The sequence below is a fragment of the Bacteroides fragilis NCTC 9343 genome (genome assembly GCF_000025985.1).
GTDB lineage: Bacteria > Bacteroidota > Bacteroidia > Bacteroidales > Bacteroidaceae > Bacteroides > Bacteroides fragilis.
The window spans coordinates 2,607,160-2,633,042 of the sequence record NC_003228.3; the positions used below are offsets into that span (position 1 = coordinate 2,607,160).

General features: G+C 45.2%; 21 protein-coding genes. 13 read left to right on the top strand and 8 right to left on the bottom strand.

Annotated elements, in window-relative coordinates:
- Nucleotides 1–3 precede the first annotated feature (3 nt).
- The 4 genes from BF9343_RS10500 (at nt 4) to BF9343_RS10515 (ending at nt 5,747) form a co-directional block, all read left to right on the top strand.
- Complete coding sequence (locus BF9343_RS10500) at nt 4–564, top strand: F0F1 ATP synthase subunit delta (protein ID WP_008768717.1); 561 nt, start codon at nt 4–6, stop codon at nt 562–564.
- A 13-nt stretch (nt 565–577) separates the two neighbouring features.
- Nucleotides 578–2,161, top strand: coding sequence for a F0F1 ATP synthase subunit alpha (atpA, locus tag BF9343_RS10505; RefSeq protein ID WP_005787491.1), 1,584 nt, complete (start codon nt 578–580; stop codon nt 2,159–2,161).
- A gap of 21 nt (nt 2,162–2,182) precedes the next feature.
- Complete coding sequence (locus tag BF9343_RS10510) at nt 2,183–3,055, top strand: F0F1 ATP synthase subunit gamma (protein ID WP_005787494.1); 873 nt, start codon at nt 2,183–2,185, stop codon at nt 3,053–3,055.
- Nucleotides 3,056–3,212: 157 nt separating this feature from the next.
- Nucleotides 3,213–5,747, top strand: a complete 2,535-nt coding sequence (locus BF9343_RS10515) for a helix-turn-helix domain-containing protein (protein WP_010992913.1) — start codon at nt 3,213–3,215, stop codon at nt 5,745–5,747.
- A 157-nt stretch (nt 5,748–5,904) separates the two neighbouring features.
- Here the strand turns inward: BF9343_RS10515 and BF9343_RS10520 are convergent, their stop codons facing one another.
- Nucleotides 5,905–6,261, bottom strand: a complete 357-nt coding sequence (locus BF9343_RS10520; protein WP_005787498.1) for a thioredoxin family protein — start codon at nt 6,259–6,261, stop codon at nt 5,905–5,907.
- 228 nt (nt 6,262–6,489) lie between these two features.
- Between BF9343_RS10520 and BF9343_RS10525 the strand changes: the two genes are divergently transcribed.
- The 6 genes from BF9343_RS10525 to BF9343_RS10550 all read left to right on the top strand — a co-directional run bounded on the left by BF9343_RS10525 (nt 6,490) and on the right by BF9343_RS10550 (nt 14,920).
- Entirely contained in the window at nt 6,490–7,752 is a 1,263-nt protein-coding gene (locus BF9343_RS10525; RefSeq protein WP_010992914.1) for a TolC family protein, read from the top strand.
- 13 nt (nt 7,753–7,765) lie between these two features.
- Nucleotides 7,766–8,857, top strand: a complete 1,092-nt coding sequence (locus BF9343_RS10530) for an efflux RND transporter periplasmic adaptor subunit (protein ID WP_005787502.1) — start codon at nt 7,766–7,768, stop codon at nt 8,855–8,857.
- 15 nt (nt 8,858–8,872) lie between these two features.
- Complete coding sequence (locus BF9343_RS10535) at nt 8,873–11,998, top strand: efflux RND transporter permease subunit (RefSeq protein WP_010992915.1); 3,126 nt, start codon at nt 8,873–8,875, stop codon at nt 11,996–11,998.
- 34 nt (nt 11,999–12,032) lie between these two features.
- A complete protein-coding gene (locus BF9343_RS10540) occupies nt 12,033–12,707 on the top strand; it encodes a response regulator transcription factor (protein ID WP_008660145.1) in 675 nt (224 codons plus the stop codon).
- A 17-nt stretch (nt 12,708–12,724) separates the two neighbouring features.
- Nucleotides 12,725–14,062 carry a sensor histidine kinase gene (locus BF9343_RS10545; RefSeq protein WP_010992916.1) on the top strand — a complete coding sequence of 446 codons (1,338 nt, stop codon included), beginning with the start codon at nt 12,725–12,727 and terminating at the stop codon, nt 14,060–14,062.
- A 183-nt stretch (nt 14,063–14,245) separates the two neighbouring features.
- Nucleotides 14,246–14,920, top strand: a complete 675-nt coding sequence (locus BF9343_RS10550; RefSeq protein ID WP_005787510.1) for a MarC family protein — start codon at nt 14,246–14,248, stop codon at nt 14,918–14,920.
- 189 nt (nt 14,921–15,109) lie between these two features.
- On the opposite strand, the gene BF9343_RS10555 is transcribed toward BF9343_RS10550, so the two are convergent.
- Together BF9343_RS10555 and BF9343_RS10560 are read right to left on the bottom strand one after the other, a co-directional pair.
- Nucleotides 15,110–16,855: an SGNH/GDSL hydrolase family protein gene (locus BF9343_RS10555; protein WP_010992917.1), complete on the bottom strand. Its 1,746-nt coding sequence runs from the start codon at nt 16,853–16,855 to the stop codon at nt 15,110–15,112.
- Between the two features lie 194 nt (nt 16,856–17,049).
- The gene (locus BF9343_RS10560) at nt 17,050–17,757 is read right to left on the bottom strand and encodes a precorrin-2 C(20)-methyltransferase (RefSeq protein ID WP_005787514.1); all 708 of its coding nucleotides are present in this window, start codon (nt 17,755–17,757) and stop codon (nt 17,050–17,052) included.
- 113 nt (nt 17,758–17,870) lie between these two features.
- On the opposite strand from BF9343_RS10560, the gene BF9343_RS10565 reads away from it, so the two are divergent.
- Genes BF9343_RS10565 through BF9343_RS10575 form a run of 3 tightly spaced genes read left to right on the top strand, consistent with a single transcriptional unit; the run spans nt 17,871 to nt 21,100 of the window.
- On the top strand, nt 17,871–19,019 hold the full coding sequence (locus tag BF9343_RS10565) for an ABC transporter substrate-binding protein (RefSeq protein ID WP_010992918.1): 1,149 nt from the start codon (nt 17,871–17,873) through the stop codon (nt 19,017–19,019).
- An 8-nt stretch (nt 19,020–19,027) separates the two neighbouring features.
- The gene (locus BF9343_RS10570; RefSeq protein ID WP_005787518.1) at nt 19,028–20,065 is read left to right on the top strand and encodes an iron ABC transporter permease; all 1,038 of its coding nucleotides are present in this window, start codon (nt 19,028–19,030) and stop codon (nt 20,063–20,065) included.
- A 6-nt stretch (nt 20,066–20,071) separates the two neighbouring features.
- Nucleotides 20,072–21,100, top strand: coding sequence for an ABC transporter ATP-binding protein (locus tag BF9343_RS10575; protein ID WP_010992919.1), 1,029 nt, complete (start codon nt 20,072–20,074; stop codon nt 21,098–21,100).
- A gap of 133 nt (nt 21,101–21,233) precedes the next feature.
- On the opposite strand, the gene BF9343_RS10580 is transcribed toward BF9343_RS10575, so the two are convergent.
- The 5 genes from BF9343_RS10580 to BF9343_RS10600 form a co-directional block, all read right to left on the bottom strand.
- Entirely contained in the window at nt 21,234–22,124 is an 891-nt protein-coding gene (locus tag BF9343_RS10580) for an SDR family oxidoreductase (protein WP_005787522.1), read from the bottom strand.
- A 12-nt stretch (nt 22,125–22,136) separates the two neighbouring features.
- Nucleotides 22,137–22,670, bottom strand: coding sequence for a hypothetical protein (locus BF9343_RS10585; protein WP_005787524.1), 534 nt, complete (start codon nt 22,668–22,670; stop codon nt 22,137–22,139).
- A 63-nt stretch (nt 22,671–22,733) separates the two neighbouring features.
- Complete coding sequence (locus BF9343_RS10590; protein WP_041926323.1) at nt 22,734–23,522, bottom strand: hypothetical protein; 789 nt, start codon at nt 23,520–23,522, stop codon at nt 22,734–22,736.
- Between the two features lie 12 nt (nt 23,523–23,534).
- A complete protein-coding gene (locus BF9343_RS10595; protein WP_005787526.1) occupies nt 23,535–24,230 on the bottom strand; it encodes a response regulator transcription factor in 696 nt (231 codons plus the stop codon).
- A complete protein-coding gene (locus BF9343_RS10600) occupies nt 24,227–25,756 on the bottom strand; it encodes an ATP-binding protein (RefSeq protein ID WP_172579074.1) in 1,530 nt (509 codons plus the stop codon). Before BF9343_RS10600 ends, BF9343_RS10595 begins: the two co-directional genes overlap by 4 nt.
- Nucleotides 25,757–25,883: the final 127 nt, after the last annotated feature.

Consider the following 25,883-nt stretch of genomic DNA (forward strand, 5'->3'; position numbering starts at 1 on the left):
AAGATGGAAGTCGGAATAATTTCAATGCGGTATGCGAAAGCTCTGATGGCTTATGCTGAAGAGAGAGGAGCGGAGGAGAGGCTTTATCATGAGCTTGTCACACTGGCGCACAGTTTCCGTACTGTGAAGGGATTTTGTGCCGTGCTTGACAATCCTATTGTTTCTGTTAACGAAAAGTTTAATCTGATCTGTACGGCAGCCGATGGGGACCATAAACCGAGTGAAGAATTTATTCGTTTCATTCGGTTGGTACTCAAGGAGAGAAGGGAGACCTATCTGCAATTTATGAGTCTGATGTATCTGGATCTTTACCGGAAGAAGAAACACATCGGTGTAGGGAAACTGATCACTGCTGTTCCGGTAGACAAAGCTACAGAAGAGCGTATCCGACAAACTGCTGCACATATTTTGCATGCATATATGGAGTTGGAAACAGTGGTTGACCCTTCTATAGAAGGCGGCTTCGTTTTCGATATTAACGATTACCGACTGGATGCCAGTATCGCTACACAGTTGAAGAAAGTCAAACAACAATTCATTGATAAGAATCGAAGAATTGTATAATTAGTGAAAAATTATGTCTGAAAATATAAGAGTAAGCGAAGTATCCGACATTCTGCGGCAGCAGCTTGAAGGGATCGAGACCAAAGTGCAGCTTGACGAAATAGGTACGGTGCTACAGGTAAGCGATGGTGTAGTGCGTATTTATGGTCTACGCAATGCCGAGGCCAACGAACTACTTGAATTTGACAATGGTATCAAGGCCATTGTGATGAACTTGGAAGAAGATAATGTAGGTGCCGTGTTGCTGGGACCGACGGATAAAATCAAGGAGGGATTTACGGTGAAACGTACCAAGCGAATTGCTTCTATCCGTGTGGGAGAAAGTATGTTGGGACGCGTTATCGACCCGTTGGGTGAACCATTGGATGGAAAAGGGCTGATAGGAGGTGAACTTTATGAAATGCCGCTGGAGCGTAAAGCTCCCGGGGTCATCTATCGTCAGCCGGTGAATCAACCTTTGCAAACGGGTCTGAAGGCTGTTGATGCAATGATCCCTATCGGTCGTGGACAGCGTGAGCTGATAATCGGTGACCGACAGACGGGTAAGACATCGATAGCCATTGATACGATCATCAATCAGCGAAGTAATTATGAAGCAGGTGATCCTGTATATTGTATTTATGTAGCTATCGGACAAAAAGGTTCCACGGTAGCTTCTATCGTAAACACCTTACGCCAATATGGTGCGATGGATTATACTATTGTGGTGGCGGCTACAGCTGGAGACCCGGCTGCATTGCAATATTTTGCTCCGTTTGCGGGGGCTGCCATCGGTGAGTATTTTCGTGATACCGGCCGACATGCACTGGTTGTTTATGATGATTTGTCGAAACAAGCAGTATCTTACCGTGAAGTGTCTTTGATTCTCCGTCGCCCCTCGGGACGTGAAGCCTATCCGGGCGATATTTTCTATTTACACTCCCGTTTGCTGGAGCGTGCAGCCAAGATTATTAATCAGGAAGAAGTGGCCCGTGAGATGAACGATTTGCCCGAAAGCCTGAAAGGTAAAGTGAAAGGTGGAGGTTCGCTGACAGCATTGCCTATTATTGAAACTCAGGCCGGAGACGTTTCTGCCTATATTCCGACTAATGTGATCTCTATTACAGACGGTCAGATATTCCTTGATACGGATTTATTCAATCAAGGTAATCGTCCGGCTATTAATGTAGGTATATCGGTTTCCCGTGTGGGAGGTAATGCGCAGATTAAGGCTATGAAGAAAGTGGCCGGTACATTGAAAATCGATCAGGCACAATATCGCGAATTGGAAGCATTCTCCAAATTTAGTGGAGATATGGATCCGGTTACCGCACTGACCATTGACAAGGGGCAGAAAAACGCCCGTTTGCTGGTTCAGCCCCAATACTCTCCAATGCCGGTAGAGAAGCAGATTGCCATTCTCTATTGCGGTATCCACGGATTATTGCGAAATGTTCCGTTGGATAAGGTAGAAGATTTTGAAGCAGCGTTCCTCAATACACTCGCTCTCGATCATCAGGCGGATGTGCTGGATGTATTGAAAACCGGAGTGATCAATGACGAGGTAACGAAGGCCATTGAAGAAACGGCGGCAATGGTTGCCAAACAGTATAGTTAATTATAAATCATTTAGAAGATTATGGCTTCACTAAAAGAAGTAAAAACCAGAATAAATTCGGTACAAAGTACCCGAAAAATCACTTCAGCAATGAAGATGGTGGCTTCTGCCAAGTTACACAAGGCGCAGGGAGCCATTGAGAATATGTTGCCTTATCAGAGGAAGTTGAATAAGATTCTGACTAACTTTCTGAGTGCTGATCTTCCGGTAGAGTCTCCGTTCTGTGTGGAACGTCCCGTCAAGCGGGTCGCTATTGTGGCTTTTTCTTCCAACAGTTCTTTATGCGGTGCTTTCAATGCGAATGTACTGAAAATGTTTTTGCAGACGGTGGGAGAATATCGCGAGTTGGGACAAGATAATATCCTGATCTATCCGGTGGGCAAAAAAATAGAGGAGGCTGTCAAGAAGTTAGGATTCTTTCCTCAAGGCAGTTATCAGAAGTTGGCAGATAAACCGTCGTATGATGAAGCCGCTGCATTGGCCAAATTGTTGATGGAACTTTTTCTGGAAAAAAATATCGACCGTGTGGAATTGATTTATCACCATTTCAAGTCAATGGGGGTACAAGAACTGTTGCGTGAAAGATATTTACCGATTGACTTGTCTGCCGTTCAAAATGACGAAGAGAGAGGTGGAGTAGTGAATGACTATATCATAGAACCTTCTGCAGCTCAATTGATAGCAGACTTGATTCCGCAGGTGTTGAGTCAGAAGATATTTACAGCTGCTCTCGATTCTAATGCATCCGAACATGCTGCACGTACTTTGGCTATGCAGATAGCGACGGACAATGCCAACGAACTGATTCAGGAGTTGACAAAGCAGTATAATAAAACCCGCCAGCAGGCCATTACAAATGAATTGCTCGATATTGTAGGTGGCAGTATGGCATAGATTTCCACACCAAAGTATACAAAGGTCACGGAATGGTTATTAATGAAAAGTTGATAACCTTCATTCCGTGACCTTTGTGGTTTCTACCGTGAAATAACTTATTATTATATTGCTTTCTTCTTTCTTTTGCTTTAACTTTGTCGCAAAGTATTATTGCATGGAAGAGAACCACGAAATAGAATTAGCCTGGCAAGTCATTGAAAATACCGGTACGCATCTTTTTCTGACAGGAAAGGCCGGAACCGGAAAAACAACTTTTCTCCGTCGGTTAAAAGAACTTACCCCAAAGCGTATGGTAGTGGTTGCACCTACGGGGATTGCTGCCATTAATGCCGGAGGTGTCACTATACACTCCTTTTTTCAGTTGAACTTCGCACCTTACATTCCGGAAAGCACATTTAATTCTGCTCAGCAAGGTTTTCATAAATTCGGAAAAGAAAAAATCAATATTATCCGTAGTATGGACTTGTTGGTGATCGATGAAATCAGTATGGTACGTGCCGATCAACTGGATGCAATTGATGCTGTACTGCGTCGGTATCGTGATCGCTCGAAACCTTTCGGCGGTGTTCAGCTCCTGATGATAGGCGACTTGCAGCAATTGGCTCCCGTGGTGAAAGAAGAGGACTGGAGCCTGTTGAGCTCTTACTATGATACAGCATTTTTCTTTGGCAGTCATTCACTGAAAGAGACGGAATATATCACGATAGAGTTAAAGAAAGTCTATCGGCAAAGTGATATGGAATTTGTCGGATTATTGAATAAAATCAGAGAGAAAGAGGCAGACGACGCTGTTCTGGAAGAATTGAACAAACGTTATCTTCCGGGATTCCGTCCGAGAGAGGAAGAAGGATATATCCGACTGACTACACATAACTATCAGGCTCAGCAATATAACGACCGACAACTGCTTTCTCTTTCAGGAAGAGCTTTCAGTTTCCAGGCGAAGGTGGAAGGCACTTTTCCGGAATCGGCATACCCGGCTGATGAAATGCTTACCGTTAAGGAAGGGGCTCAGATAATGTTTATTAAAAACGATTCTTCCGGTGAACATCGATATTATAATGGAATGATCGGTTTGGTTACGGCTGTCAGTAAAGATGGCATCCGGGTGAAAGGGAACGGAGAATCACAGGACTTTCTGCTTGAAACCGAAGAATGGACAAATAGTAAATACAGCCTGAATCCGCAGACGAAAGAGATTACCGAAGAGGTGGAAGGTACTTTCCGGCAATATCCCATTCGTCTGGCATGGGCAATAACCATCCATAAAAGCCAGGGGTTAACTTTCGAACGTGCAATCATTGATGCAAATGCCTCTTTTGCCCATGGACAGGTTTATGTCGCTCTGAGTCGTTGTAAGTCGCTTCAGGGATTGGTGCTTAGTTCTCCTTTAAGGCGAGAGTCCATTATCAGTGACGATACGATTGATGAATTTACCCGTAATGCCGGAGAGATGACTCCCGACAAGCATAAATTGGCTCTATTGCGTCAACATTACTTCTATGAATTGTTGTGCGAACAGTTTGATTTTCATCCGATTGAACAGCATTTTTTACGTTTGCTTCGCTTGCTTGACGAGCATTTATATCGTCTCTATCCAAAGTTGTTGGAACGATATAAGACAACTGCCGATCTGTATAAAACGCAGATAATGAAAGTCGCCGATACATTTAAACTGCAATATTCTGCCCTATTGATGGGGGCTGAAGATTATACCGCCAACCCGAAATTGAATGAACGGGTTATGGCCGGTGCCCACTATTTCCGTCAACATCTGGAAGATTTATTAACTCCGCTGATTACTTCTACAAAAGTAGAAACGGATAATAAAGAACTGAAAAAGAAATTCTCCGAAGCGGCAGATGCAATGAAGACAGCATTGCACGTAAAGCTGGGGACCTTGTGCTATACTGAGAAAGAAGGTTTTTCTGTTTCCGCATTTCTAAAACAGAAGGCTGTTCTTACGTTATCTGTTTCGGGAGGAGAAGCTGCGTCTTCTTCCGGAAGATCGGAGCGTAAATCCCGGACAGCCGAGAAAATAGAAGTACCGACTGATATTCTTCATCCGGAATTATATAAGCAATTGATTGCCTGGAGAAATTCTGAAGCTGCAAAAGCTGGTTTGCCTGTATATACCATCATACAGCAGAAAGCAATTCTGGGTATTGTAAACCTCTTGCCGAATGATGCGGCTTCACTGATACGTATTCCGTATTTCGGAAAACGCGGTGCCGAAAAATACGGTGATGCCTTGCTTGAAATGGTGAACCGATACGTAGAGGAGCATGGCATAGAACGTCCGCAAATGCCAACAGCGACGTTGACTGTCAATAATGGGATTAAAACGTCGAAAGAGCCCAAACCTTTAAAAGAGGCTAAATCGGTGAAAGAACCGAAGCCTGATACCAAAGAGGTAACGTATCGTCTTTTCAGGCAGGGGAAGAGTATTGAAGAAATAGCCAAGGAACGCGAGCTGGTTTCCGGAACCATAGCGGGACATCTGGAACACTATGTACGCTCTGGTGAAGTTAAAATAGAGCAGTTGGTGGCAAGAGAGAAAATCACGAAAATCATCCGTTACGTACAGGCCCATGGAAGTGATAAAGGACTGACGGTTATTAAAGCAGCTTTGGGGGATGATGTCTCATATGCAGATATAAGGTTGGTACTTGCTGCCGGAATAAAATAGTCATATTAATTTCAAGAGAGTGTTTCATAACTCACCACAGGGGTACACAGAGTCACACAGAGTAAGCTTAATCTATTCTATTTATCTGTGTGAATCCGTGTAATCTGTGGTGAATACGGGTTTCGATACCCCTTCATTAAATGATTGATCCGGTAAATTATAACAAAACTTCTTCTATCAATGCTTTTAACTGGGTTTTATTCATAGTTCCTAATTTCATACTTGGTTTTCCTCCCATCGGACAAAGCAACAGGTTAGGGATTGTACGAATGGCAAAAGCAGCCTCCAGTTCCGGTTCCTGATCTACATCCACTTTATAAATATCTATTTTCCCATCATATTCTACAGCCAGTTGGTCGAGTATAGGTGACAGGGCTTTGCAATATACACACCAGGGAGCATGAAAATCTACCAGGCAAGGTTTATCACCTTTAAAATCCCATTTATTCGGGTATTCTTGGAATTCGGCCACTTTCTCTACGAAGCTTTCTTTTGTTAAATCAATGACTTTCATATTTTTACTTTTTTAGTGATTACTTATTTATTTCTTTGATGTTGCAAAGATAGGAAGATAGATCTTATTGTCAGATAGCTATTTCTCCTATTATATTAGCAATTCTTCCTTGTCCCGTTTTTTCTGCTTTCTAATAACTTTCTAATCTTATCTGAGTATCTTATAATTGCTTTCAAACGGTTTGCTTCATGGGGGAGTTGTACTTTTGCTTCCAAAATAACAAGGACTATGATCAGAAAGTTTTTTATTCTCTTTTTTCTTGGCTTTTTCGGATTTGCCGAAGCCCAACAGCCGTCCGTCGGCTTGACTCTGAAGGAGGCAGAGCAACGTTTCCTGAAATGTAATTTATCCCTATTGGCCGAGCGCTACAATGTAGACATCGCACAAGCCAGGTTGCTTCAGGCCGGACTGTTCGATAATCCGGTAATTTCATTCGAACAAAATGTGTATAACCGATTGAATGGAAAGTACTTTGACTTCGGCAAAAAAGGCGAGTCGGTAGTCGAAATAGAGCAGGTGATACGCCTTGCCGGACAACGGAATAAGCAGATACGGTTGGAAAAGATAAACAAGGAAATTGCCGGTTATCAGTTCGAAGAAGTGATGAAGACTTTACGCCAGGAACTTGGCGAGGCATTTACAGAAGTTTTCTATCTCTCAAAGTCATTGTCTGTTTATGATAAAGAAATCAATTCGCTGGAGCATTTGCTGACAGGTATAAAAGAGCAGCATGCAAAGGGAAATATCTCTTTAATGGAAATGGCGAGACTCGAGTCTATGCTGCTTTCTCTGAAGAAAGACAAGAACGAATGCGAAAGCAACTATTTGTCCCGGAGAGGAGAATTGAATCTGTTACTGAATCTGCCTGCCGACTTTCGGACAGAGCCTGTAATAGATGAAGGAGATCTTCGACAATTAAACATGGACCGGTTGTCTTATGCCGATTTACAAGAGAGGGTACACGGGAGACCTGACCAGAAGTTGGCACGCAGCTGTGTCACTGCTTCGCAAGCCGATCTGAAATTGCAGAAGGCGTTGGCTTTTCCGGAATTCGCAGTAAAAGGTAGTTATGATCGCCAAGGTAATTTTATTAATAACTACTTTGCAATCGGATTCAGTATGTCGGTACCTATCTTTAACCGTAACCAGGGGAATATTAAAATGGCCCGTTTCAATCTTCTGAAGGCGGATCGGGAGCAAGAGTATTCCCGAAATAAAGCCGAGGCCGAACTATACGCAGCTTATACTGCTTTAGAGAAAGCATGTCAGTTGTATCAGTCGACTGATATGGGACTGGAACAGAATTTTGAGAAACTGATAGCCGGAGCCAACGAGAACTTTATCAAACGTAACATCAGTCTTTTAGAATTCATCGACTTTTATGATAGCTACAAAGAGACTTGCATCCGGCTTTACGAAATCAAGAAAAACGTACTGCTCGGTATAGAGAACCTGAATGCGGTGGCCGGACAACCTATTTTTAACTACTAAATCCATATAATTTATGAATTGGACAAAATACCTTCCATGCCTATTGATTTTGGGTATGGGGAGTGGTTGCTCATCAGAAGTGAAGCACCCCGGAGAAAATCAAGATCTGTGTCTGACAGACAGTTTACTGAAAATAGTTTCCGTCGATACGGTGCATCTGCATGATGTGGCAGATGAATTGACTTTGAACGGACGTGTTACTTTTAATCAGGAACAGGTGGCACACGTCTATCCGATGTTTGGCGGAACAGTGACGGAGCTTCGCGCTGAAGTTGGGGATTATGTGAGAAAAGGAGACATACTTGCCATATTGCGTAGCGGTGAAGTGGCCGATTACGAAAGACAGATGAAAGAGGCGGAGCAGCAGGTGATTATTGCCCGCAGAAATGTAAATGCTACCCGGGATATGTTCGATTCCGGGTTGGCATCCGATAAAGATGTATTGCAGGCACGTCAGGAATTGATCAATGCTGAAGCGGAAGAGAATCGCATCAAAGAAATTTTTTCCATAAATAACTTTAGCGGCCGGTCATTCTATGAAGTCAAATCTCCCGTTAGCGGTTTTATTGTGGAAAAGAGTGTGAGCAGAAATATGCAGCTTCGTCCCGATCAGGGTGAGGAGATATTTACTGTCTCCGGTCTGGAGCATGTATGGGTGATGGCAGATGTTTATGAAAGCGACATCAGTAAAGTAGCAGAAGGAGCATCGGTACATATCACTACGCTGGCATATCCGGGTAAGGTGTTCTCCGGAAATATAGATAAAGTATACCACATGTTGAATACTGAAAGTAAGACAATGAACGTACGGGTAAAGCTGTGTAACGAAGACTATCTGCTGAAGCCGGGTATGTTCACCACGGTCAATGTTGAGTGCAAATCTTCCGGGAAACAGATGCCTCGGATCAATGCACATGCCTTGATATTTGAAGGAGGTAAGAATTACGTCGTAACCGTCACCCCCGACAACCGCCTGAAAGTGAAAGAAGTCGATGTATACAAACGGCAGAATCAGGAATGCTATGTCCGTTCCGGACTTTCCGAGGGTGACAGAGTGCTGAATCAGAATGTATTATTGGTCTACAATAGTTTAAATGCAGACTAAAAACGGAAGAATACTATGCATAAGTTTATAGACAATATTGTGGCATTTTCGTTGAAAAATAAGTTCTTCATCTTTTTTTGTACGACGATTGCCGTCATTGCCGGTGTGGTTTCGTTCAAGCATACACCGATAGATGCATTTCCCGATGTGACGAATACGAAAGTGACCATCATTACCCAATGGGCGGGACGCAGTGCGGAAGAGGTGGAGAAGTTCATTACGATTCCGGTGGAGATAGCCATGAACTCGGTACAGAAGAAGACGGACATCCGTTCGACAACCCTATTCGGACTGTCGGTCATCAATGTGTTGTTTGAAGATCATGTGGATGATTTTGTTGCCCGTCAGCAGGTATACAATTTATTGAATGACGCAGATCTTCCGGATGGGGTGACTCCGGAAGTACAACCTCTTTACGGACCTACGGGTGAGATTTACCGTTATACTTTGCGAAGTGACAAACGGAGTGTACGCGAACTGAAAACGATTCAGGATTGGGTGATCGACCGTAACTTGCGTGCCGTATCGGGAGTGGCGGATATTGTCAGTTTCGGCGGGGAAGTGAAGACTTTTGAAGTCAGTGTCAATCCGAATCAGTTAATCAATTATGGCATCACTTCGCTTGAACTTTATGATGCCATAGCGAAAAGCAATATCAATGTCGGGGGAGATGTGATTACCAAAAGTTCGCAGGCCTATGTTGTGAGAGGTATCGGATTGATTAATGACTTGGAAGAACTGCGGAACATTGTAGTAAAAAACATTAATGGGACTCCCATACTGGTGAAAAATCTGGCCGATGTACGCGAATCATGTTTACCCCGTTTGGGCCAGGTGGGGCGTATGGATGAAGATGATGTAGTGGAAGGCATTGTGGTGATGCGCAAAGGAGAGAATCCGGGAGAAGTCATATCCGGGTTGAAAGCGAAAATAGACGAACTGAATGAGAATATCCTGCCGTCGGATGTGGAGATCGTACCTTTCTATGACCGGGAAGATCTGGTGGATCTTGCAGTTCATACGGTGACACACAATTTGGTAGAGGGCATATTGCTGGTAACTTTCATTGTATTAATTTTTATGGCAGACTGGCGGACGACGGCAGTAGTTGCGGTCATTATACCGTTAGCCCTGTTATTTGCTTTTATCTGCTTGCACATAATGGGGATGTCTGCCAACCTGCTTTCAATGGGAGCTATTGATTTTGGGATCATTATAGACGGAGCGGTAGTGATGGTGGAGGGAATATTCGTTGCCCTCGACCGAAAAGCGAAAGAGGTGGGAATGCCCGTATTCAACAGGATGTCAAAAATGGGCCTGATCCGAAGTACAGCCAAAGAAAAGGCCAAAGCTGTCTTTTTTTCTAAGCTGATTATCATTACAGCGCTGATTCCCATCTTTTCGTTTCAAAAAGTAGAAGGAAAAATGTTTTCTCCTTTGGCCTATACTCTGGGATTTGCTTTACTGGGAGCATTGATTTTCACATTGACGCTGGTTCCGGTCATGTCGTCTATTCTTTTGAAGAAGAATGTGCGTGAGAGAAGTAATTTTCTGGTGCACTTTATCAGAGAAAAGAGTGCGGCTTTGTTTGCGATCTTTCATGCCCATCGTAAATTGTCTATCGGATTGGCTTCTTTGGCAGGAGGAGTCGGTCTGTTTCTCTATTCGTTTCTGGGAATGGAATTTTTGCCGCAGTTGAATGAAGGGGCTATTTATATTCGCGCTACCCTTCCGCAGAGCATTTCTTTGGATGAGTCAGTATCCCTTGCCAATAGAATGCGCAGAGAATTACTGGCATTTCCCGAGGTAAGACAGGTGCTTTCGCAAACCGGGCGTCCGAATGACGGAACCGATGCCACCGGTTTTTATAATGTGGAGTTTCATGTCGATATTTTCCCGGAGAAGGAGTGGGAAAGCGGACTTAGCAAAGGACAACTGATTGAGAAAATGCAATCTGCCCTTGCTCTTTATCCCGGCACCGATTTTAATTTCTCGCAGCCGATCACTGACAATGTAGAGGAAGCGGCTTCGGGTGTAAAAGGATCTATTGCCGTTAAAGTTTTCGGCAAAGACTTATATGAAGCGGAGAAACTGGCTGTGCAGATCGACAAAGTATTGGGAACCGTACAAGGTATCGAGGATTTGGGAGTGATCCGCAACATTGGCCAGCCGGAACTTCGCATCGAGTTGAATGAAAAGCAACTGGCGCGTTACGGTGTGTCTAAAGAGAACGTGCAGTCTATTATCGAGATGGCTATAGGAGGTAAATCGGCCTCCCTGCTTTATGAAGACGAGCGTAAATTCAATATCATGGTGCGTTACAATGAAGAGTTTCGCCGGAACGAAGAGCAAATAGGTAAGATTCTGGTACCCGCAATGGATGGTACGATGATACCGATCAAAGAGCTGGCGGATATCCGGACTATTACGGGACCTCTACTTATATTCCGTGACAGTCATGCCCGTTTTTGTGCCGTTAAGTTCTCCGTACGCGGACGTGCTATGGGGTCTGCTGTCGCCGAAGCACAAAAGAAAGTGGCGGCTTCGGTACATCTGCCGGACGGATATACGCTGAAATGGACCGGAGATTTTGAAAATCAGCAACGTGCCAGTAAGCGGCTTGCCCAGGTGGTTCCTGTCAGCATTGCCATTATTTTTGTCATTCTCTTCATCCTTTTTTCGAATGCGAGAGATGCAGGCTTGGTGCTACTGAATGTGCCGTTTGCAGCTGCCGGGGGAATTATTGCTTTGTTGATTACCCATTTCAACTTTTCGATTTCTGCGGGGATCGGTTTCATTGCCCTGTTCGGTATCTGCATCCAGAATGGAGTGATTATGATCTCGGGCATTAAATCGAACGTACGTTCACACATACCTTTATCGGAAGCTGTAAAGAATACCGTCCGTTCGCGTGTTCGTCCGGTCGTGATGACGGCTGCTATGGCTGCCATCGGATTAATGCCGGCCGCCTTGAGTCATGGCATCGGTTCTGAGTCGCAACGCCCGCTTGCCATTGTCATTATCGGGGGCGTATTGTGCGATACTTTCTTTACTCTATTCATTTTTCCGTTGATTGTAGAAGTTATTTATGGTAAAACGTTGTATGATAAAGAGGGTAAATTGCGGCAAAGACGAGTGTAAACAGTATATTTGCCACTTTAAAAACTAAAGAAGGATGGCTAAGATATTATTGGTAGAAGATGAAGTGAATATAGCTTCGTTTATAGAACGGGGTTTGAAGGAGTTTGGACATTCTGTGTCGGTGGCTAATGACGGTGATGCCGGATGGGAACTCATCCGGCAAGAAGCATTCGACCTGTTGATCCTGGATATTATCATGCCTAAGATGAACGGTCTGGAGCTATGCCGGCTTTATCGGCAGCAATACGGTTATCTCACCCCGGTTATAATGTTGACTGCATTGGGCACCACGGAGGATATCGTGAAAGGGCTCGATTCGGGGGCGGATGACTATTTGGTGAAACCATTCAGCTTTCAGGAACTGGAGGCGCGCATCAAGGCCATCCTGCGCAGAGGGCGGGAAGACTCTGTCCAGCAGCTGGTATGTGATGATCTGGTGCTTAACTGCAACACCCGCCGTGCCAGACGCAAGGAGGTGGAGATAGAACTCACTGTTAAGGAGTACCGCTTGCTGGAGTATTTCATGACCCATCAAGGCATGGTGCTTTCGCGCCTGACATTATTGAAAGATGTATGGGATAAGAATTTCGATACGAATACCAATGTGGTAGATGTTTATGTGAACTATCTTCGTGGTAAAATAGATAAGGAGCATGACAAGAAATTGATTCATACGGTGGTAGGTTCGGGATATATCATGTATGCTTAACTTTAACAAGCCAGGCTATGAAAATAGGACGTAAAATCGCACTCTTTTATACGTTGGTAACGGTACTGACCACCATGGCAGTTATCGGAGTGTTCTACCTGTTCAGTTCAAGGTATATCGATGGGTTGTACAGGTCATACCTTCGGGAAAAAGCTTTTCTGACCGCTCAGAAACACTGGGAGCGAGATGAAGTGGATGAGCAAAGCTATCAGACCATTCAACGGAAGTATGATGAGCTGCTGCCGGAGGCCAAAGAGATTTTGTTGGATATGGATAGTGATGCCGTGGTGCGTGATACGCTGAATAAATATCTTTCCGCCAGCCAGCAGAAGCAGCTTCTCGAGTCAAAAGAGATGTCATCGGTCTCTTTCGTATATCAGGATATGCTGGGAGCCGCACTATACTATCCCGATAATGAAGGCAATTTTATCGTAATTATCATGTCGCATAACAGTTATGGGGTCAAGATACAAGAACACTTGCTGCTCTTATCCGCCTTTCTGGTATTATGCAGCTCGGTATTGATCTTTTTCATCGGACAACTCTATTCTACGAGAATATTGATTCCCTTGCAGCACGTCCTGTTACAGTTGAAACAGATCCGCGGCAACAGTCTGAACCGCAGATTGAAGACCACCGGCAATAAAGATGAACTGGACCATCTGATAGAAACCTTAAACAGTATGCTCGACCGTATCGATACGGCATTTAGAGCAGAAAAATCATTTGTCAGCCATGCTTCTCACGAACTGAATAATCCTATTACCGCCATTCAGGGTGAATGTGAAATAAGTCTCCTGAAAGAACGGAGTACCGATGAGTACATCGAAGCACTCCGGCGGATAGCCGGGGAAAGTAAACGCCTGTCCAATCTGATCAGGCATCTGCTGTTTCTGTCGAGACAGGAAGAGGACATCCGGAAGAATAACGTAGAAGAGATTCGTCTGGCAGACCTGTTGGAAGAGGCTGGAGCTGCTAACCCGCGCATCCGGCTGCAATATCCGGAAGATGCCGCAAGGTACGCTGTGGTCAGTGCCAGCCCTTACTTGTTTAAAATAGCCTTGCAAAACGTGATAGACAATGCCTGCAAGTATTCGCAAGGCGAGGTGCTTATCAGGCTTTACAAGGAAGATGAGCGATGGGGGATAGCTGTCAAAGATTCCGGAATCGGCATCCCGGCGGATGAAATGGAACTTATCTTCCAGTCATTCTACCGGGGAAGTAATACGAGAGAATACGTCGGTCAAGGGATCGGGTTAAGTCTTTCCATGAAAATCTTTTCTGTCTACAGGGGTAAGGTCAGCATTCGTTCCGAAGAAGGGAAGGGGACGGAAGTGAGAGTTGTCTTCGCATAATATACGATTTACTTTTCCGGGGAAGTGCGGATACACACGTATGTATGTTTCCCATTAGTGTTAGTCCGTTAAAATATCACAATAAGAAAATGTTTCTTGCAATTGCAGCATCAATAAGAGTCCATCTGTGTTTTTACATAGGTATTGTATTCTTAATGGAGTATTTTAAAAAATGCAAGAACTATGTCACTGAGTAATCTGCTAATTATATTCTCTTCCTCTTTTATGGCTTTGTTTCCCGTGGTGAATCCTTTGGGAAACGGTTTTGTGGTGAATGGCTTTTTTACCGACCTGGATCCCAAGCAGCGGAAAACCGCCATCCGGAAACTGATTCTTAACTTTATAATAATCGGTGTGGGTACTTTGGTCATAGGCCACCTGTTTTTGTTAATGTTCGGACTGGCCATCCCTGTCATTCAGTTGGGCGGTGGGATACTTATCTGTAAAACGGCCATGGAGTTGCTCGGCGATTCTAACTCCCCGGATCAGGAAGAATCGAGCCGGAACATGGATAGCCTCAAATGGAAGAATATAGAACAGAAGATATTTTATCCCATCACGTTTCCCATCAGCATCGGTCCGGGCAGTATATCCGTTATATTTACTCTGATGGCTTCTGCCAGCGTCAAAGGTAAATTGTTGCAAACCGGAATCAATTATTTTGTGATCGCACTTGTTATAGTTTGTATGGCAGCCATACTTTATATCTTTCTTTCCCAAGGGCAAAGAATTATTCAGAAACTCGGGCCGGTAGGGAATCAGATCATTAACAAGCTCGTTGCCTTTTTTACATTCTGCATCGGCATACAGATTTCCGTGACAGGTATATCTCAGATATTTCATTTGAGTATCTTATGATTACAGCCGTTACAGAGCGGCTGCGGCAGCCGGCAATGATATTTACCCGTTTCTATCCGTTTGTCCGGATCAGTATGAGCAACATACGGTTCATGATGAAAACGAATATATACCATTGTCAGACTCTGGAAAAATGCAGTGGCACTTTAAGGGGGAGGAGGCATAATTATTAAGGATTGAGTCCTTTGTTTATAAGTAGCCTTTCAGCACTTTTGCGATGCGTTTGTATCCTTCGGCATTCGGGTGAAGCCCGTCACGGAACAGTGAATGGTCTATTGTTCCGTCTTTATGCGTCAGTTGCGGAGCAAGATTAATGAAAGTACAATCTTTGCCGTTCAGTCGCTCTTGCAATGCCGCATCTATTTGGGCAATGCGGGTTTCCATCTCTTTTCTCGGCAGGATGCCCATCACGCAGAGTTTTGCACGGGGTTGACGCTCGCGAATCGCTTTTACGACCCGGCAGATTCCCTCTATGACTTCGTCGTCGGTGTTGAACAAGAGATTGTTGGTGCCTATCAGCAGGAAAATGTTCTGTGCCTGAAAACCGTCCAGCTCACCGTGGTAGATACGCCACAGTACATTTTCTGTTTTGTCCCAGCCAAATCCGAGGTTACGAACTCGCTTTCCTTTGAAAAGTCTATCCCAGGATTCTGTTCCAAACTGATTGTGTGCAATAGGTTCGCCTCCCCAGAAATGCGTGATCGAGTTGCCGATCATCACCACTTCGGGAGCACTTTGCTTATTTAGTTTCAAGATCTCTTCGTGGCGTCCGTACCAGTCGTATGGATCTCTTTGCTGCTTGCAAGGGATACATGAAGTAGGCCCTTCACTCTCTTCGTGTAAGATCTCACCTATCTTCTTCCGGTAACTGTCCGCATATTGCTGCATACCCAGGTCGGTGGAATGAACACCGTCTACCATGGCATCCATCGGCATACCGATTTCTTCCTTGGTCAGATAATAGACAGTAGGAACCTGCTCTTTTTGCAGCGTCTCGTATGCCTTGCGTAGTTCTGCATTGGCCACACGATAGGATTCCTCCGCGCTTTCGGAACTGAATTCATTGCTATATCCGTCGTGTTCTACCAACAGGATGGGGGCCTGGCTCTTTTCACGAAGTTTTTTCACTCCCTCCAAAGTGCGTTGGTACACTACGGCCGATGCTTCTTTTCCTGCCAGATTGGGCATGCAGTCAATGATATATAGCCGTGCATCGATCTCTGACAGAAGATCGAAGAGTGCTTCTTCCAGTTTTCCGTTGCCGGAGAACCCCAGATTGATGACCGGATGTCCCAACTTCCGGTTCAGTATATTGCCCCATGCCATGCCAGGACGCGAAGCACAGGCTCCTTGCGCAATGGAAGTGCCGTATATGACCAGAGGCTTTTCTTGTGAAACCGGAAGAAAACGGAAAGAAGCGTCGGCAGGAACACCTATCTCCATCCATGATACACTGTTGTATAGCGGCAGGAATAGTTGGTATTCAAATTCGTTGCCGGATTTAGCCGCGTATGAAAGTCCCCTGAAATTGTAGACAATGGTGTCTCCCATGGAATAATTTCCGGCACACCAGCGTTCTTGCCCGTTATTGTCTGTAGCATACAGATCGATGCCCGAAACTCCCGTAGCCGGCATATGGGGCATAGAGAGTCCGCCTTTTACTACGTAGCGAACCTTTATTTCGGATGCGTTGGAACGGAAGGCGACAGACAGCCCTGCGCTTTGCCGCGACAAATCCCATAAAGGCTTGCGTACTTTATCTTCTGCCCTTTGCGGGAGGCGGGCATAAGAATCTTTCAGTTCGTCCTGCCATGCTTGTCCGCGTACTGTATGAAAGTCTTGTTTGAGTGGATCTGCCCATTTGTATTGTGCCTGTAGAGAAGCGCACCCCAGAAAAAGGGCTAAAAGGGAAAGTTGGAGTCTGGTAGTTTTCATGATCATTGAGTATTAGGGGATATAAATGTAATCATTCTATCTTGAATATGCAATCAACCGATGTAATCGTAGACGAGTTGTACAACTGGTACACGACGAGTTGTGCAACTGGTGATGTACGAGTTGTACAACTCGTATGTGCCGGGATGTATAGCTGGTATGTGATTGGTCGGGAACTTTAACGAGGTGTAACCTTATCCGAATCTGATAATCATTACCGAGAAATAAGGGTATCTTTTTTCCCGAAGTTCTTCGGTGGAGCAAGAGTAGTATTCCTTCTCGGTCCCTACATTTTCAAAGTAGTGGTATTGGTATTCCGGATGGTTAATTATACATTGGTGTACCTCGTCTATACATTGCGATAGCTTCATTATGACCACTACCGTCTGATGTTTCAGGTAGTCGTCCAGTTCTTTAGCGGTGACGTGACCCGGTATCACGATCAGCCGCTCTTCCTGACTGACAATATGCAGGCCCGCCATCGCTCCGGAAGCAATAAAAGCGGGAATACCGGCAATCTGTTCAACGGGGATGTCGTCTTGTTGCAGCTTGTCGTAGATGTAGTGGATGGAAGAGTAAAGACCCGCATCTCCTTCGGCCACAATTACGACGTTTTGTCCCTCTGCACGGAGTATTTTGCTGCTTTCATATACAGCTTCATAAGATCTTAATGCCAGTGTCCTGTCCTTGTCCATAGGAAGCCGGAAACACTGTACGGTGTCCGAGAATCCGAGAGTGTTCAGGATGGAGAGTGCCCGTGAAGAGGACTTGCCGTCTTGAGTCATGGTGGCCGGACAGAAGATGCAATCGGCTCCTTGCAGTGCTTTGAGTCCTTTCAATGTAATCAGATCCGGTTCTCCGGGGCCTAAAGATACGAAACGTATGGGATGTGTAGTTATCATTTGTTATCGGTTTATCATCTTAATGTTCTGCAAAAGTGAGGAAAATATCCCTATGAAACAAGAATTATTAAGTATCTTTGACCGCTGTAATCTGAATTAAAAGACAAATAACGATGAAACAATTCCTGATCGGATGCGCACTGCTGGCCTGTATCTCTTTAGCCGGTTGTCGTTCGAAGAACAACCAGAATGTAACGATAGTAACCGGTGAGGTGTCCGATACATCTTCTGTCCGTATCACACCAGTTTATGCCAAAGGTTTTAAAGTGACCTATACTCCTACATGCCGCTTGGTCGATATCAGCGATCCGCAGAAAGAAGGAGGTGAATCTTTTCATTACGCTCTTGTGCCCGGAGGGACGAAACCTGAAAATATTCCTGCCGGCTATACAGTGATAGAGACTCCTGTGAAGAGTGTTATCTGTATGACTTCCTTGCAGTTATCCAACTTTATTAAACTGGATGCTTTAAGTCATGTAGTGGGTATCACGAGCACCCGTCATCTCTTCAACAAAGAAATGAACGAACGCTTGAAGCAGGGTAAAACGGCTAAGATAGGTATCGAGGGGAACTTTGATAATGAAGTGATCATGAGTGTGAATCCCGATGTCATCTTCATTTCTCCTTTCAAGCGCGGCGGATACGATGCCATGCGTGAAGTGGGCATTCCGCTGGTGCCGCATTTGGGATACAAAGAGATGACTCCGTTGGGACAGGCCGAATGGATTAAGTTTATCGGACTTTTCATCGGAGAGGAAGAGACTGCCAACCGGAAATTTGCAGCCATAGAAAAGCATTATAATGAATTGAAAGAAAGGGTTGCCCATGTAAAGAAGCGTCCGGTGGTGTTCAGTGGAGAGATCCGCGGGGGCAACTGGTATGCCGTGGGCGGTAAAAGTTTTCTGGCACAGCTCTTTCGTGATGCAGGTGCCGATTATTTTCTGAAAGACGATCCCCGGTCGGGAGGTGTCACACTCGACTTCGAAACAGTGTACAGCCAGGCGGAAAGTGCCGACTATTGGCGTATTGTCAATAGTTTCGACGGGACTTTCTCTTATGATGTATTGAAGAGTGAAGATCCGAGATATGCCGATTTTCGTGCTTTCCGTGAGAAAGGGGTGATATATTGCAACATGCGTGAAAAGCCGTTTTATGAAAGTATGCCTACCCAGCCGGAAGTGGTACTGGAAGATTTGATTAAGGCTTTTCATCCGGACTTGTTGCCCGATTATACGCCTGTCTATTACGAACGACTCAATTAATCTGTCCGATGAAACGACCGACAATACCTCTTATGCTGCTTATAGCCGCATCTATTTTTGTCTTTTTTCTGCTGAATCTGCTTCTGGGCTCGGTTTCCATTCCCATCGGTTCGGTATGGAACATACTTTGGGGCGGAACGGATGAATCCGTTATCTGGCAAAATATCATCTGGAAGTCACGGGTACCGCAGGCTTTGACCGCTTTGGTGGCGGGTGCCGGACTTTCTATCAGTGGCTTGCAGATGCAGACCGTATTTCGTAATCCGCTGGCAGGACCTTCTGTACTTGGTATCAGTTCCGGTGCCAGCCTGGGAGTGGCTTTCGTGGTATTGTTGTCCGGAGCATTTGGAGGCGTGGCACTTAGCAAATTGGGATATATGGGCGAGGTGGCTCTTTCGTTGGCGGCCGTTATCGGTGCCCTGTCGGTGATGGCGCTTATTGTGTATGTATCCCAAAAAGTGAAAGGAAATGTAACTTTGTTGATTATCGGTGTGATGATTGGCTATGTGGCGAGTGCCGTTATCGGTGTACTCAAATATTTTAGTGTGGAAGAAGACATCCGCGCTTACGTCATTTGGGGGTTGGGTAGCTTTGCCCGCGTCTCCGGTGATCAGATGACCTTGTTCGTCTGTATCATGGTTGTGCTGATTCCGCTCTCTTTCCTGTTGATTAAAACCATGAATCTGATGCTGCTTGGCGATGGGTATGCACGTAACTTGGGATTGAACATCAAGCGTGCCCGCCTGTTGGTCATTTCATGTTCGGGAGTGCTTGTGGCCATCGTGACCGCTTATTGCGGACCGATTATGTTCATTGGTTTGGCGGTTCCTCATCTTTGCCGTGCCATCTTTCATACCTCGGATCACCGCATCCTGATGCCGGCCACTTTGCTGGCAGGTGCTTCGTTGGCTTTGGTATGCAATCTAGTTGCCCGCATGCCGGGCTTTGAGGGAGCTCTTCCGGTCAACTCCGTGACTGCTCTGGTAGGCGCGCCGGTCGTGGCATCAGTGTTGTTCCGTAAGCGTAAAAGTGAATTAAGTGAATAAAGAATCATGAAGCAAAAAACCATTCATATAGAGAATCTTTCGATAGGCTACCTGGGTAAGACCGATGTTAAAGTTGTGGCCGATCGTATCAATGCCGGCATTAACTGTGGCGAACTGACTTGCCTGTTGGGAGCTAATGGAGTAGGGAAGTCCACCCTATTGCGTACACTTTCGGCATTTCAACCTAAATTGGGGGGTAAGATAGAGATTGTGGGCAAGGAGATCGATGCATATACCGACAAGGAACTGTCAACCGTCATTAGCGTAGTGCTCACTGAGAAATGTGATATTCGCAATATGACGGTGCACGAGCTTGTAGGCTTGGGACGCAGTCCGTATACCGATTTTTGGGGAACACTTCGCGGAGAAGATAAGGAGGTGGTCGAACGTTCCATTGCTTTGGTGAAGATTCAGAACCTGGCACACCGCATGGTGCATACCCTGAGTGATGGTGAGCGACAGAAAGTGATGATTGCCAAAGCGCTGGCACAAGAGACTCCGGTGATCTTTCTGGACGAACCGACGGCATTTCTCGATTTCCCCAGTAAAGTGGAGATGATGCAGTTGCTTCATCGGTTGAGCCGCCAGACCAATAAAACGATTTTTCTTTCCACACATGATCTGGAGCTGGCTTTACAGATTGCCGATAAAATCTGGTTGATGGACAAGATGAACGGGGTGACTATCGGTACTCCGGAAGATCTGTCACTGAGTGGCAAACTGAGTAGTTTCTTTGCCCGTAAAGGCATTGTGTTCGATTTGGAGACGGGCTTGTTCCGGGTAGACAACGAATATACATCGCAGATACGCCTGGTGGGGCATGGACAGAAATATGCCATGGTGCGTAAAGCCCTGCAACGTAACGGGATTTTGGCTAATCGTACTGTCGAGTCGGATACCTACATCGAAACCGGTGATCTGAAAGACGGTAACGGATTCATCCTACATCCGCAGGAAGGGGAAGCCGTAACGCTGAACAGCATTGAAGAACTGTTGGAGAGATTGCAGGCCGGGAGTGCCGAAAGAGCCGTTTAACCGCTGAGGGGCATCCCAAGAACCCTTATCGTTCAGAATCTGGCACAACAGCTCCGAAACGACTGCACCATGATGGCTGTTGCCTGCTCCTGATAAATGGGAAATTACTTTTCTGCTCTCCTCTGCTGTGAAGTTAGAACAAAGAAGCCTCCATACCTTCTTCCAATGTGCGCGGGGTGTACCCGATTTCGGCTTTAGCCTTTTCGATACTTAATCCGCTGAAACGCGGGCGGGGAGTAACCTCTTTCATTTCTTCGGTAGTGACAGGTTCGATCAATGAACGATCCAGTTTCAGAAAATCAGCCACCCGGTAGGCGATTTCGGCAATTGTGAGGCATTCGCTGCCGCAAATATGATAGATGCCGTTGGCTGTATGAAACATCAGCTTTTCTACTCCTACTGAAATATCTCCAACAAAGGTCGGTGTACGCCATTGATCGGATACGACACGGATCGTTTCTCCGTTTCTCAACCGGTTGGCTACTAGCTGAAGGATGTTGCCATGCTGTCCCGGAAGGGCTTTTCCATAAACGACGACTACACGTACTATGGCATAATTACTACAAATGCTGGCTATAATCTTTTCGGCTTTCAGTTTCGTAACACCGTAATAATTCACCGGAATCGCTTCATCTTCTTCCTTGTAGAGCCGGGTGCTTTTACCGTCAAATACAAAGTCCGTGGAAAGATGGATGAAACGGCTGCCATACTGTTCGCAAACATGTGCTATCGTTTCGACTGCTGTAACATTTGTAGCTTCAGCTTCTGCATGATGGGTTTCGCAATAGTCCGGTACCGAAAGGGCAGAGGTGTTGATTACGATATCCGGCCGGCATTCTTTAAATAATTTCCGTACTTCATTTTCGTCCCGGATATCGGTACGTACGAAGCGATAATCTTTGCCGGGACAAATGTCATCTCTCAGCGAGCATCCTGTGACGTGGTATATAGGGTTAACCGATAAGTCATTCAGTATCCGGCGCCCCGTAAATCCATTGGCACCGATAATCAATATGTTTTTCATTTCTTTCTTTTTTTAATATGGATAGTTGCGCCCCTGCTGGACTTCAATGCGGATACCGAAATTCCCATCGGAAGATTTCATCTCGAAAGCCCCTTTGAAGTTGTTCTTTTCCCATGGCATGGCGGCAGGGTTAGGGACTTTTTTGCCATCGGCATTATATTCCCCATACGTGTTCAGACGCATGCCGTTTTTCAGTTTAAACGATCCCATCTGGAGCTGTTGCGGAGACGAGAAGAAATCGTGTCCGCCCCAACCGAATCCGTATGAAAGGGAGGGAGTGAACACATTGGATAGTCCTTGTGTCATTATGACGTCCGGATTCAAACTGAAGATCCGGTTATAGTCTTTGCTTGCATCGGGTAATTCGAATTTATATTTCGGCAGTTTGGGAGGAGCTGCTATAAACAATCCCATATCGATCAGGAAATCTCCGTATTGCTTGACGGTAGAAGGCAAATGCCGGATGCTGTCGGAAGGTTGTTCCGACTGGGCAGAAAGTGAGGCCGTACTCAGTAACAGCAGCAAAAAGAATATCAGCTTCTTCATATCCGTTCTATGTTATCTTTCAAAACGCAAAGATATGAAAATAATCTGCTTGCCGTGAATCCTTTATTTCTTTTTTAGATGAATTACAGGGCCGAAAACAGGGTTCGTTTCCCAACGTCCTTTTACGGGATTGAATTCGTGGATGGCTCCGCCGGTAATGCCGAATTTACCATTGAACATGTAGTCGACTGTTCCTCCGAAATGATTCTGCATATATAAGTCGGGGACCATATAGCCCTTCTTAGAGTTTCGTTGCCCGTTGAGCGAATATTGGCCGAACACGTTCAGGTATAAATGGTCTGTAAGCCTGTAGGTAATTTTTCCGTGGATACCGGCATCAAAGCGCGAACCGGCCATCGGAGCCGTGGGGATGCGAAGGCTTGGCAATGTATATTTAGCAACAAACACTCCTCCCGAAAAGATCCAGCGATCATTGGGAGAGAACGAGTAGGCAGCACCCGCCTTTACGATGGTGCCTATGCTGAGATAGGTGTTATAATTGCTGAAAGTAGTGAGATTACTGTTGGGAGAAAGGTTGAAATTGTAATAACGGTCGTAATCCCAAATGAAGGGGTTGGAATAGGTCCCTAATTGAGGGACGATCCAACCGGACGGAATACTTTCCGGGTACGGTATACGGAAAGTCATACTGTCACCGGCTGCAGCTTGTCGGGTGTTGTCCGGAAGAGTACCGTCTGTTTGTATGTTTCTATCGTTGATATGCAGTCCCTGACGAATTTCAGGTACAGTTTCGCGATGCCCTTTGATACTGTCTTTCGGTTGTTCTGTTTGTGCACATACCATCACTGTAATGATTGACAGTATAAATGTGCAGTATATTCTATTCTTCATCATTCTGTGTATTTAATTTAAGATCAGTTTATATCCTATCCCTCTGACATTGACAATGCGAATTCGCTCGTCGGCTGACAGTTTATGGCGGAGCTTTGTGATGAAAACGTGTAAACTTCTTGAGTTAAAAAAGTTATCGTCTCCCCATAGGTCGAGTAATACATTCTGTGTGTTGACCACTTGATTCTGATTCTCGCAAAGTCGCTTCAGGATTTCCGATTCCCGATGAGAAAGCTCCTGCTTCAATCCGGCATGTGTCAGTGTTTGTGCAAGAGAGTCGAACAAATAGTTGCCTATCTCAAACCGGGTGGTTGTTTTCTTTTCTTCATTGAAACTGAATGCTTTGCCAACCAATGCTTTGATGCGTATGATCAGCTCCTGCATGCCGAATGGCTTCTTCAGGTAGTCGTTGGCGCCTAGTTCGAAGCCTTCTACCACATCGTTAATAGCCGAACGTGCTGTCAGGAAAAGTACCGGTGTTTGTTTATCGGTCTGGCGGATACGTCTTACCATTTCAAAGCCATCCATGCGGGGCATCATTACATCGGCCACCAGCACGTCCGGACGAATATCGAAAAACATGCGTAATCCTTCTTCACCGTTGGCTGCAATAGTGAGAATGAAGTCGTCCTCTTCGAGTGTGTCTTTGATAATCATGGCGAGGGTCAGTTCGTCCTCTGCCAACAATACTTTGATTTTCTCTTTCATAACGTGATGGTGAATGTGCTACCGTGTCCGGGTTCGCTTTTTACACAAACTGTTCCGCCATGTTTTTCTATCATTGTTTTTACATAATAGAGTCCCAGTCCGTATCCTTTTACGTTGTGCAGGTTACCGGTCGGTACGCGGTAGAATTTATCGAATATATGTTTTTGTTTCTCTTGTGCGATGCCTGTTCCTTCGTCGCTGACAGAAATTTCCACTTTTCCGTTATCTGCTGTTTCGCGGCAATGAATGCGGATGACGGCCTTTCCCGGTGAATATTTCACTGCATTGTCTATCAGGTTGCTCAATATATTGCTGAAGTGGGTCCGGTCGGCAAATACTGTAAGGTTTGCCGGTTCTACTCTATAGTCGATGTCAATCGGATTTTGTGCTTTGAGTTTATGCTGTTCTGTCAATGATTCAAGCAAAGTAGCAAGAGTTATTTCTTCCAGACGGAGTCGGAAGGTTTTGCGTTGTTCCATACTCATCGTCAGTATCTGTTCAACCAGTCCGCTAAGCCTTTGCAGTTGTTCCTGGCTGATACTTAAATATTTGTCCCGTTTGGCTTTTTCGTCAGCTTGTCCGAAGTTGAGTAAAGCATCGTTGGCTGCATATGCCACGGCAATGGGAGTCTTTAGTTCATGGGTGATATTGTTGGTGAAGTCACTTTTCATCTCTTCCAGTGTTTTTTGTTTCAGCAATGTGCGGATCAGGAACCAGAAAGAGAATCCCAAAATCAACAGAATGACGAATGAAGTAATAAGTATTCCTGCCATCTGATGGACGATCACTCCTGCAACTGAATCCATCCGAAGGCGGTAGAGAGAATGGGAATGGATGTCGAAAGTGTAGTCGTACGTATGGGCATCCGGTCCGGGGATGTAGTTCGCCGTACCGCCCATTCCTAATGTATCGGTGAAAAGTAAACTGGAGTCAGGCGTATTGCCGAAATGCAGATATTCTATCCGATACGGCAGTGAGATTCCTCTTTCCTGTAAACTGAGTGTCAGCAGGCTATCGTATGATTGAAAATCAGGATCCATGATAACGTCAAGGCCGGAGTGCAATCCTCTTTGAAAGTAAGTGGCCAGTTCGAGCATGGTATTCTGATCTTTCAATAGTATGTCCAGCCCGCCTTTTGTTTGCAGCATGGCAGCTTTTACCTCCTGCGAAGTGGAATCTTGCGGAACTACTTTTATTTCTTTCTGATCATTACGAACGACGATCAGGGTGTCCAGTTTCCGTTCGGTTTTGAGAATGGAATCTTGTTGTATTCCTCTACTTCCCGGAATCTTTTCTTTATGGACCATAGTGCTGCTGCGAACCAGTGTTCCACCTTCATCATTGTATCCGGCGGAAACAGAGATTTCACCATGATCTTGGTCATCCCGACGCATGCGTTCTATGCGTAACATCATCTCATTGTAATCACTTGTGCGCATAGCCTCGATAATCGAATGTTCCATATCACTTTTCATGGTATGGTACATACTAACCAACCAGTATGCCTGGTAGGCAAAGATGGCCATCAGAGAAGCAATTACAAGTATGGCGATATGTTTGATTGGGAGTTTCATGCAGGCAAAGATAATGGTTAACCTTTGTTGTTGTTACATCTGATAAGACTAAATAACACTACCGATAACAGTAGATAAC

What these genes read in the sequence shown, in the direction of transcription:
- BF9343_RS10500 (WP_008768717.1), top strand. Translation starts at nt 4, where the DNA reads ATGGAAGTCGGAATAATTTCAATGCGGTATGCGAAAGCTCTGATGGCT.
- atpA (WP_005787491.1), top strand. Translation starts at nt 578, where the DNA reads ATGTCTGAAAATATAAGAGTAAGCGAAGTATCCGACATTCTGCGGCAG.
- BF9343_RS10510 (WP_005787494.1), top strand. Translation starts at nt 2,183, where the DNA reads ATGGCTTCACTAAAAGAAGTAAAAACCAGAATAAATTCGGTACAAAGT.
- BF9343_RS10515 (WP_010992913.1), top strand. Translation starts at nt 3,213, where the DNA reads ATGGAAGAGAACCACGAAATAGAATTAGCCTGGCAAGTCATTGAAAAT.
- BF9343_RS10520 (WP_005787498.1), bottom strand. Translation starts at nt 6,261, where the DNA reads ATGAAAGTCATTGATTTAACAAAAGAAAGCTTCGTAGAGAAAGTGGCC.
- BF9343_RS10525 (WP_010992914.1), top strand. Translation starts at nt 6,490, where the DNA reads ATGATCAGAAAGTTTTTTATTCTCTTTTTTCTTGGCTTTTTCGGATTT.
- BF9343_RS10530 (WP_005787502.1), top strand. Translation starts at nt 7,766, where the DNA reads ATGAATTGGACAAAATACCTTCCATGCCTATTGATTTTGGGTATGGGG.
- BF9343_RS10535 (WP_010992915.1), top strand. Translation starts at nt 8,873, where the DNA reads ATGCATAAGTTTATAGACAATATTGTGGCATTTTCGTTGAAAAATAAG.
- BF9343_RS10540 (WP_008660145.1), top strand. Translation starts at nt 12,033, where the DNA reads ATGGCTAAGATATTATTGGTAGAAGATGAAGTGAATATAGCTTCGTTT.
- BF9343_RS10545 (WP_010992916.1), top strand. Translation starts at nt 12,725, where the DNA reads ATGAAAATAGGACGTAAAATCGCACTCTTTTATACGTTGGTAACGGTA.
- BF9343_RS10550 (WP_005787510.1), top strand. Translation starts at nt 14,246, where the DNA reads ATGTCACTGAGTAATCTGCTAATTATATTCTCTTCCTCTTTTATGGCT.
- BF9343_RS10555 (WP_010992917.1), bottom strand. Translation starts at nt 16,855, where the DNA reads ATGAAAACTACCAGACTCCAACTTTCCCTTTTAGCCCTTTTTCTGGGG.
- BF9343_RS10560 (WP_005787514.1), bottom strand. Translation starts at nt 17,757, where the DNA reads ATGATAACTACACATCCCATACGTTTCGTATCTTTAGGCCCCGGAGAA.
- BF9343_RS10565 (WP_010992918.1), top strand. Translation starts at nt 17,871, where the DNA reads ATGAAACAATTCCTGATCGGATGCGCACTGCTGGCCTGTATCTCTTTA.
- BF9343_RS10570 (WP_005787518.1), top strand. Translation starts at nt 19,028, where the DNA reads ATGAAACGACCGACAATACCTCTTATGCTGCTTATAGCCGCATCTATT.
- BF9343_RS10575 (WP_010992919.1), top strand. Translation starts at nt 20,072, where the DNA reads ATGAAGCAAAAAACCATTCATATAGAGAATCTTTCGATAGGCTACCTG.
- BF9343_RS10580 (WP_005787522.1), bottom strand. Translation starts at nt 22,124, where the DNA reads ATGAAAAACATATTGATTATCGGTGCCAATGGATTTACGGGGCGCCGG.
- BF9343_RS10585 (WP_005787524.1), bottom strand. Translation starts at nt 22,670, where the DNA reads ATGAAGAAGCTGATATTCTTTTTGCTGCTGTTACTGAGTACGGCCTCA.
- BF9343_RS10590 (WP_041926323.1), bottom strand. Translation starts at nt 23,522, where the DNA reads ATGAAGAATAGAATATACTGCACATTTATACTGTCAATCATTACAGTG.
- BF9343_RS10595 (WP_005787526.1), bottom strand. Translation starts at nt 24,230, where the DNA reads ATGAAAGAGAAAATCAAAGTATTGTTGGCAGAGGACGAACTGACCCTC.
- BF9343_RS10600 (WP_172579074.1), bottom strand. Translation starts at nt 25,756, where the DNA reads ATGGCCATCTTTGCCTACCAGGCATACTGGTTGGTTAGTATGTACCAT.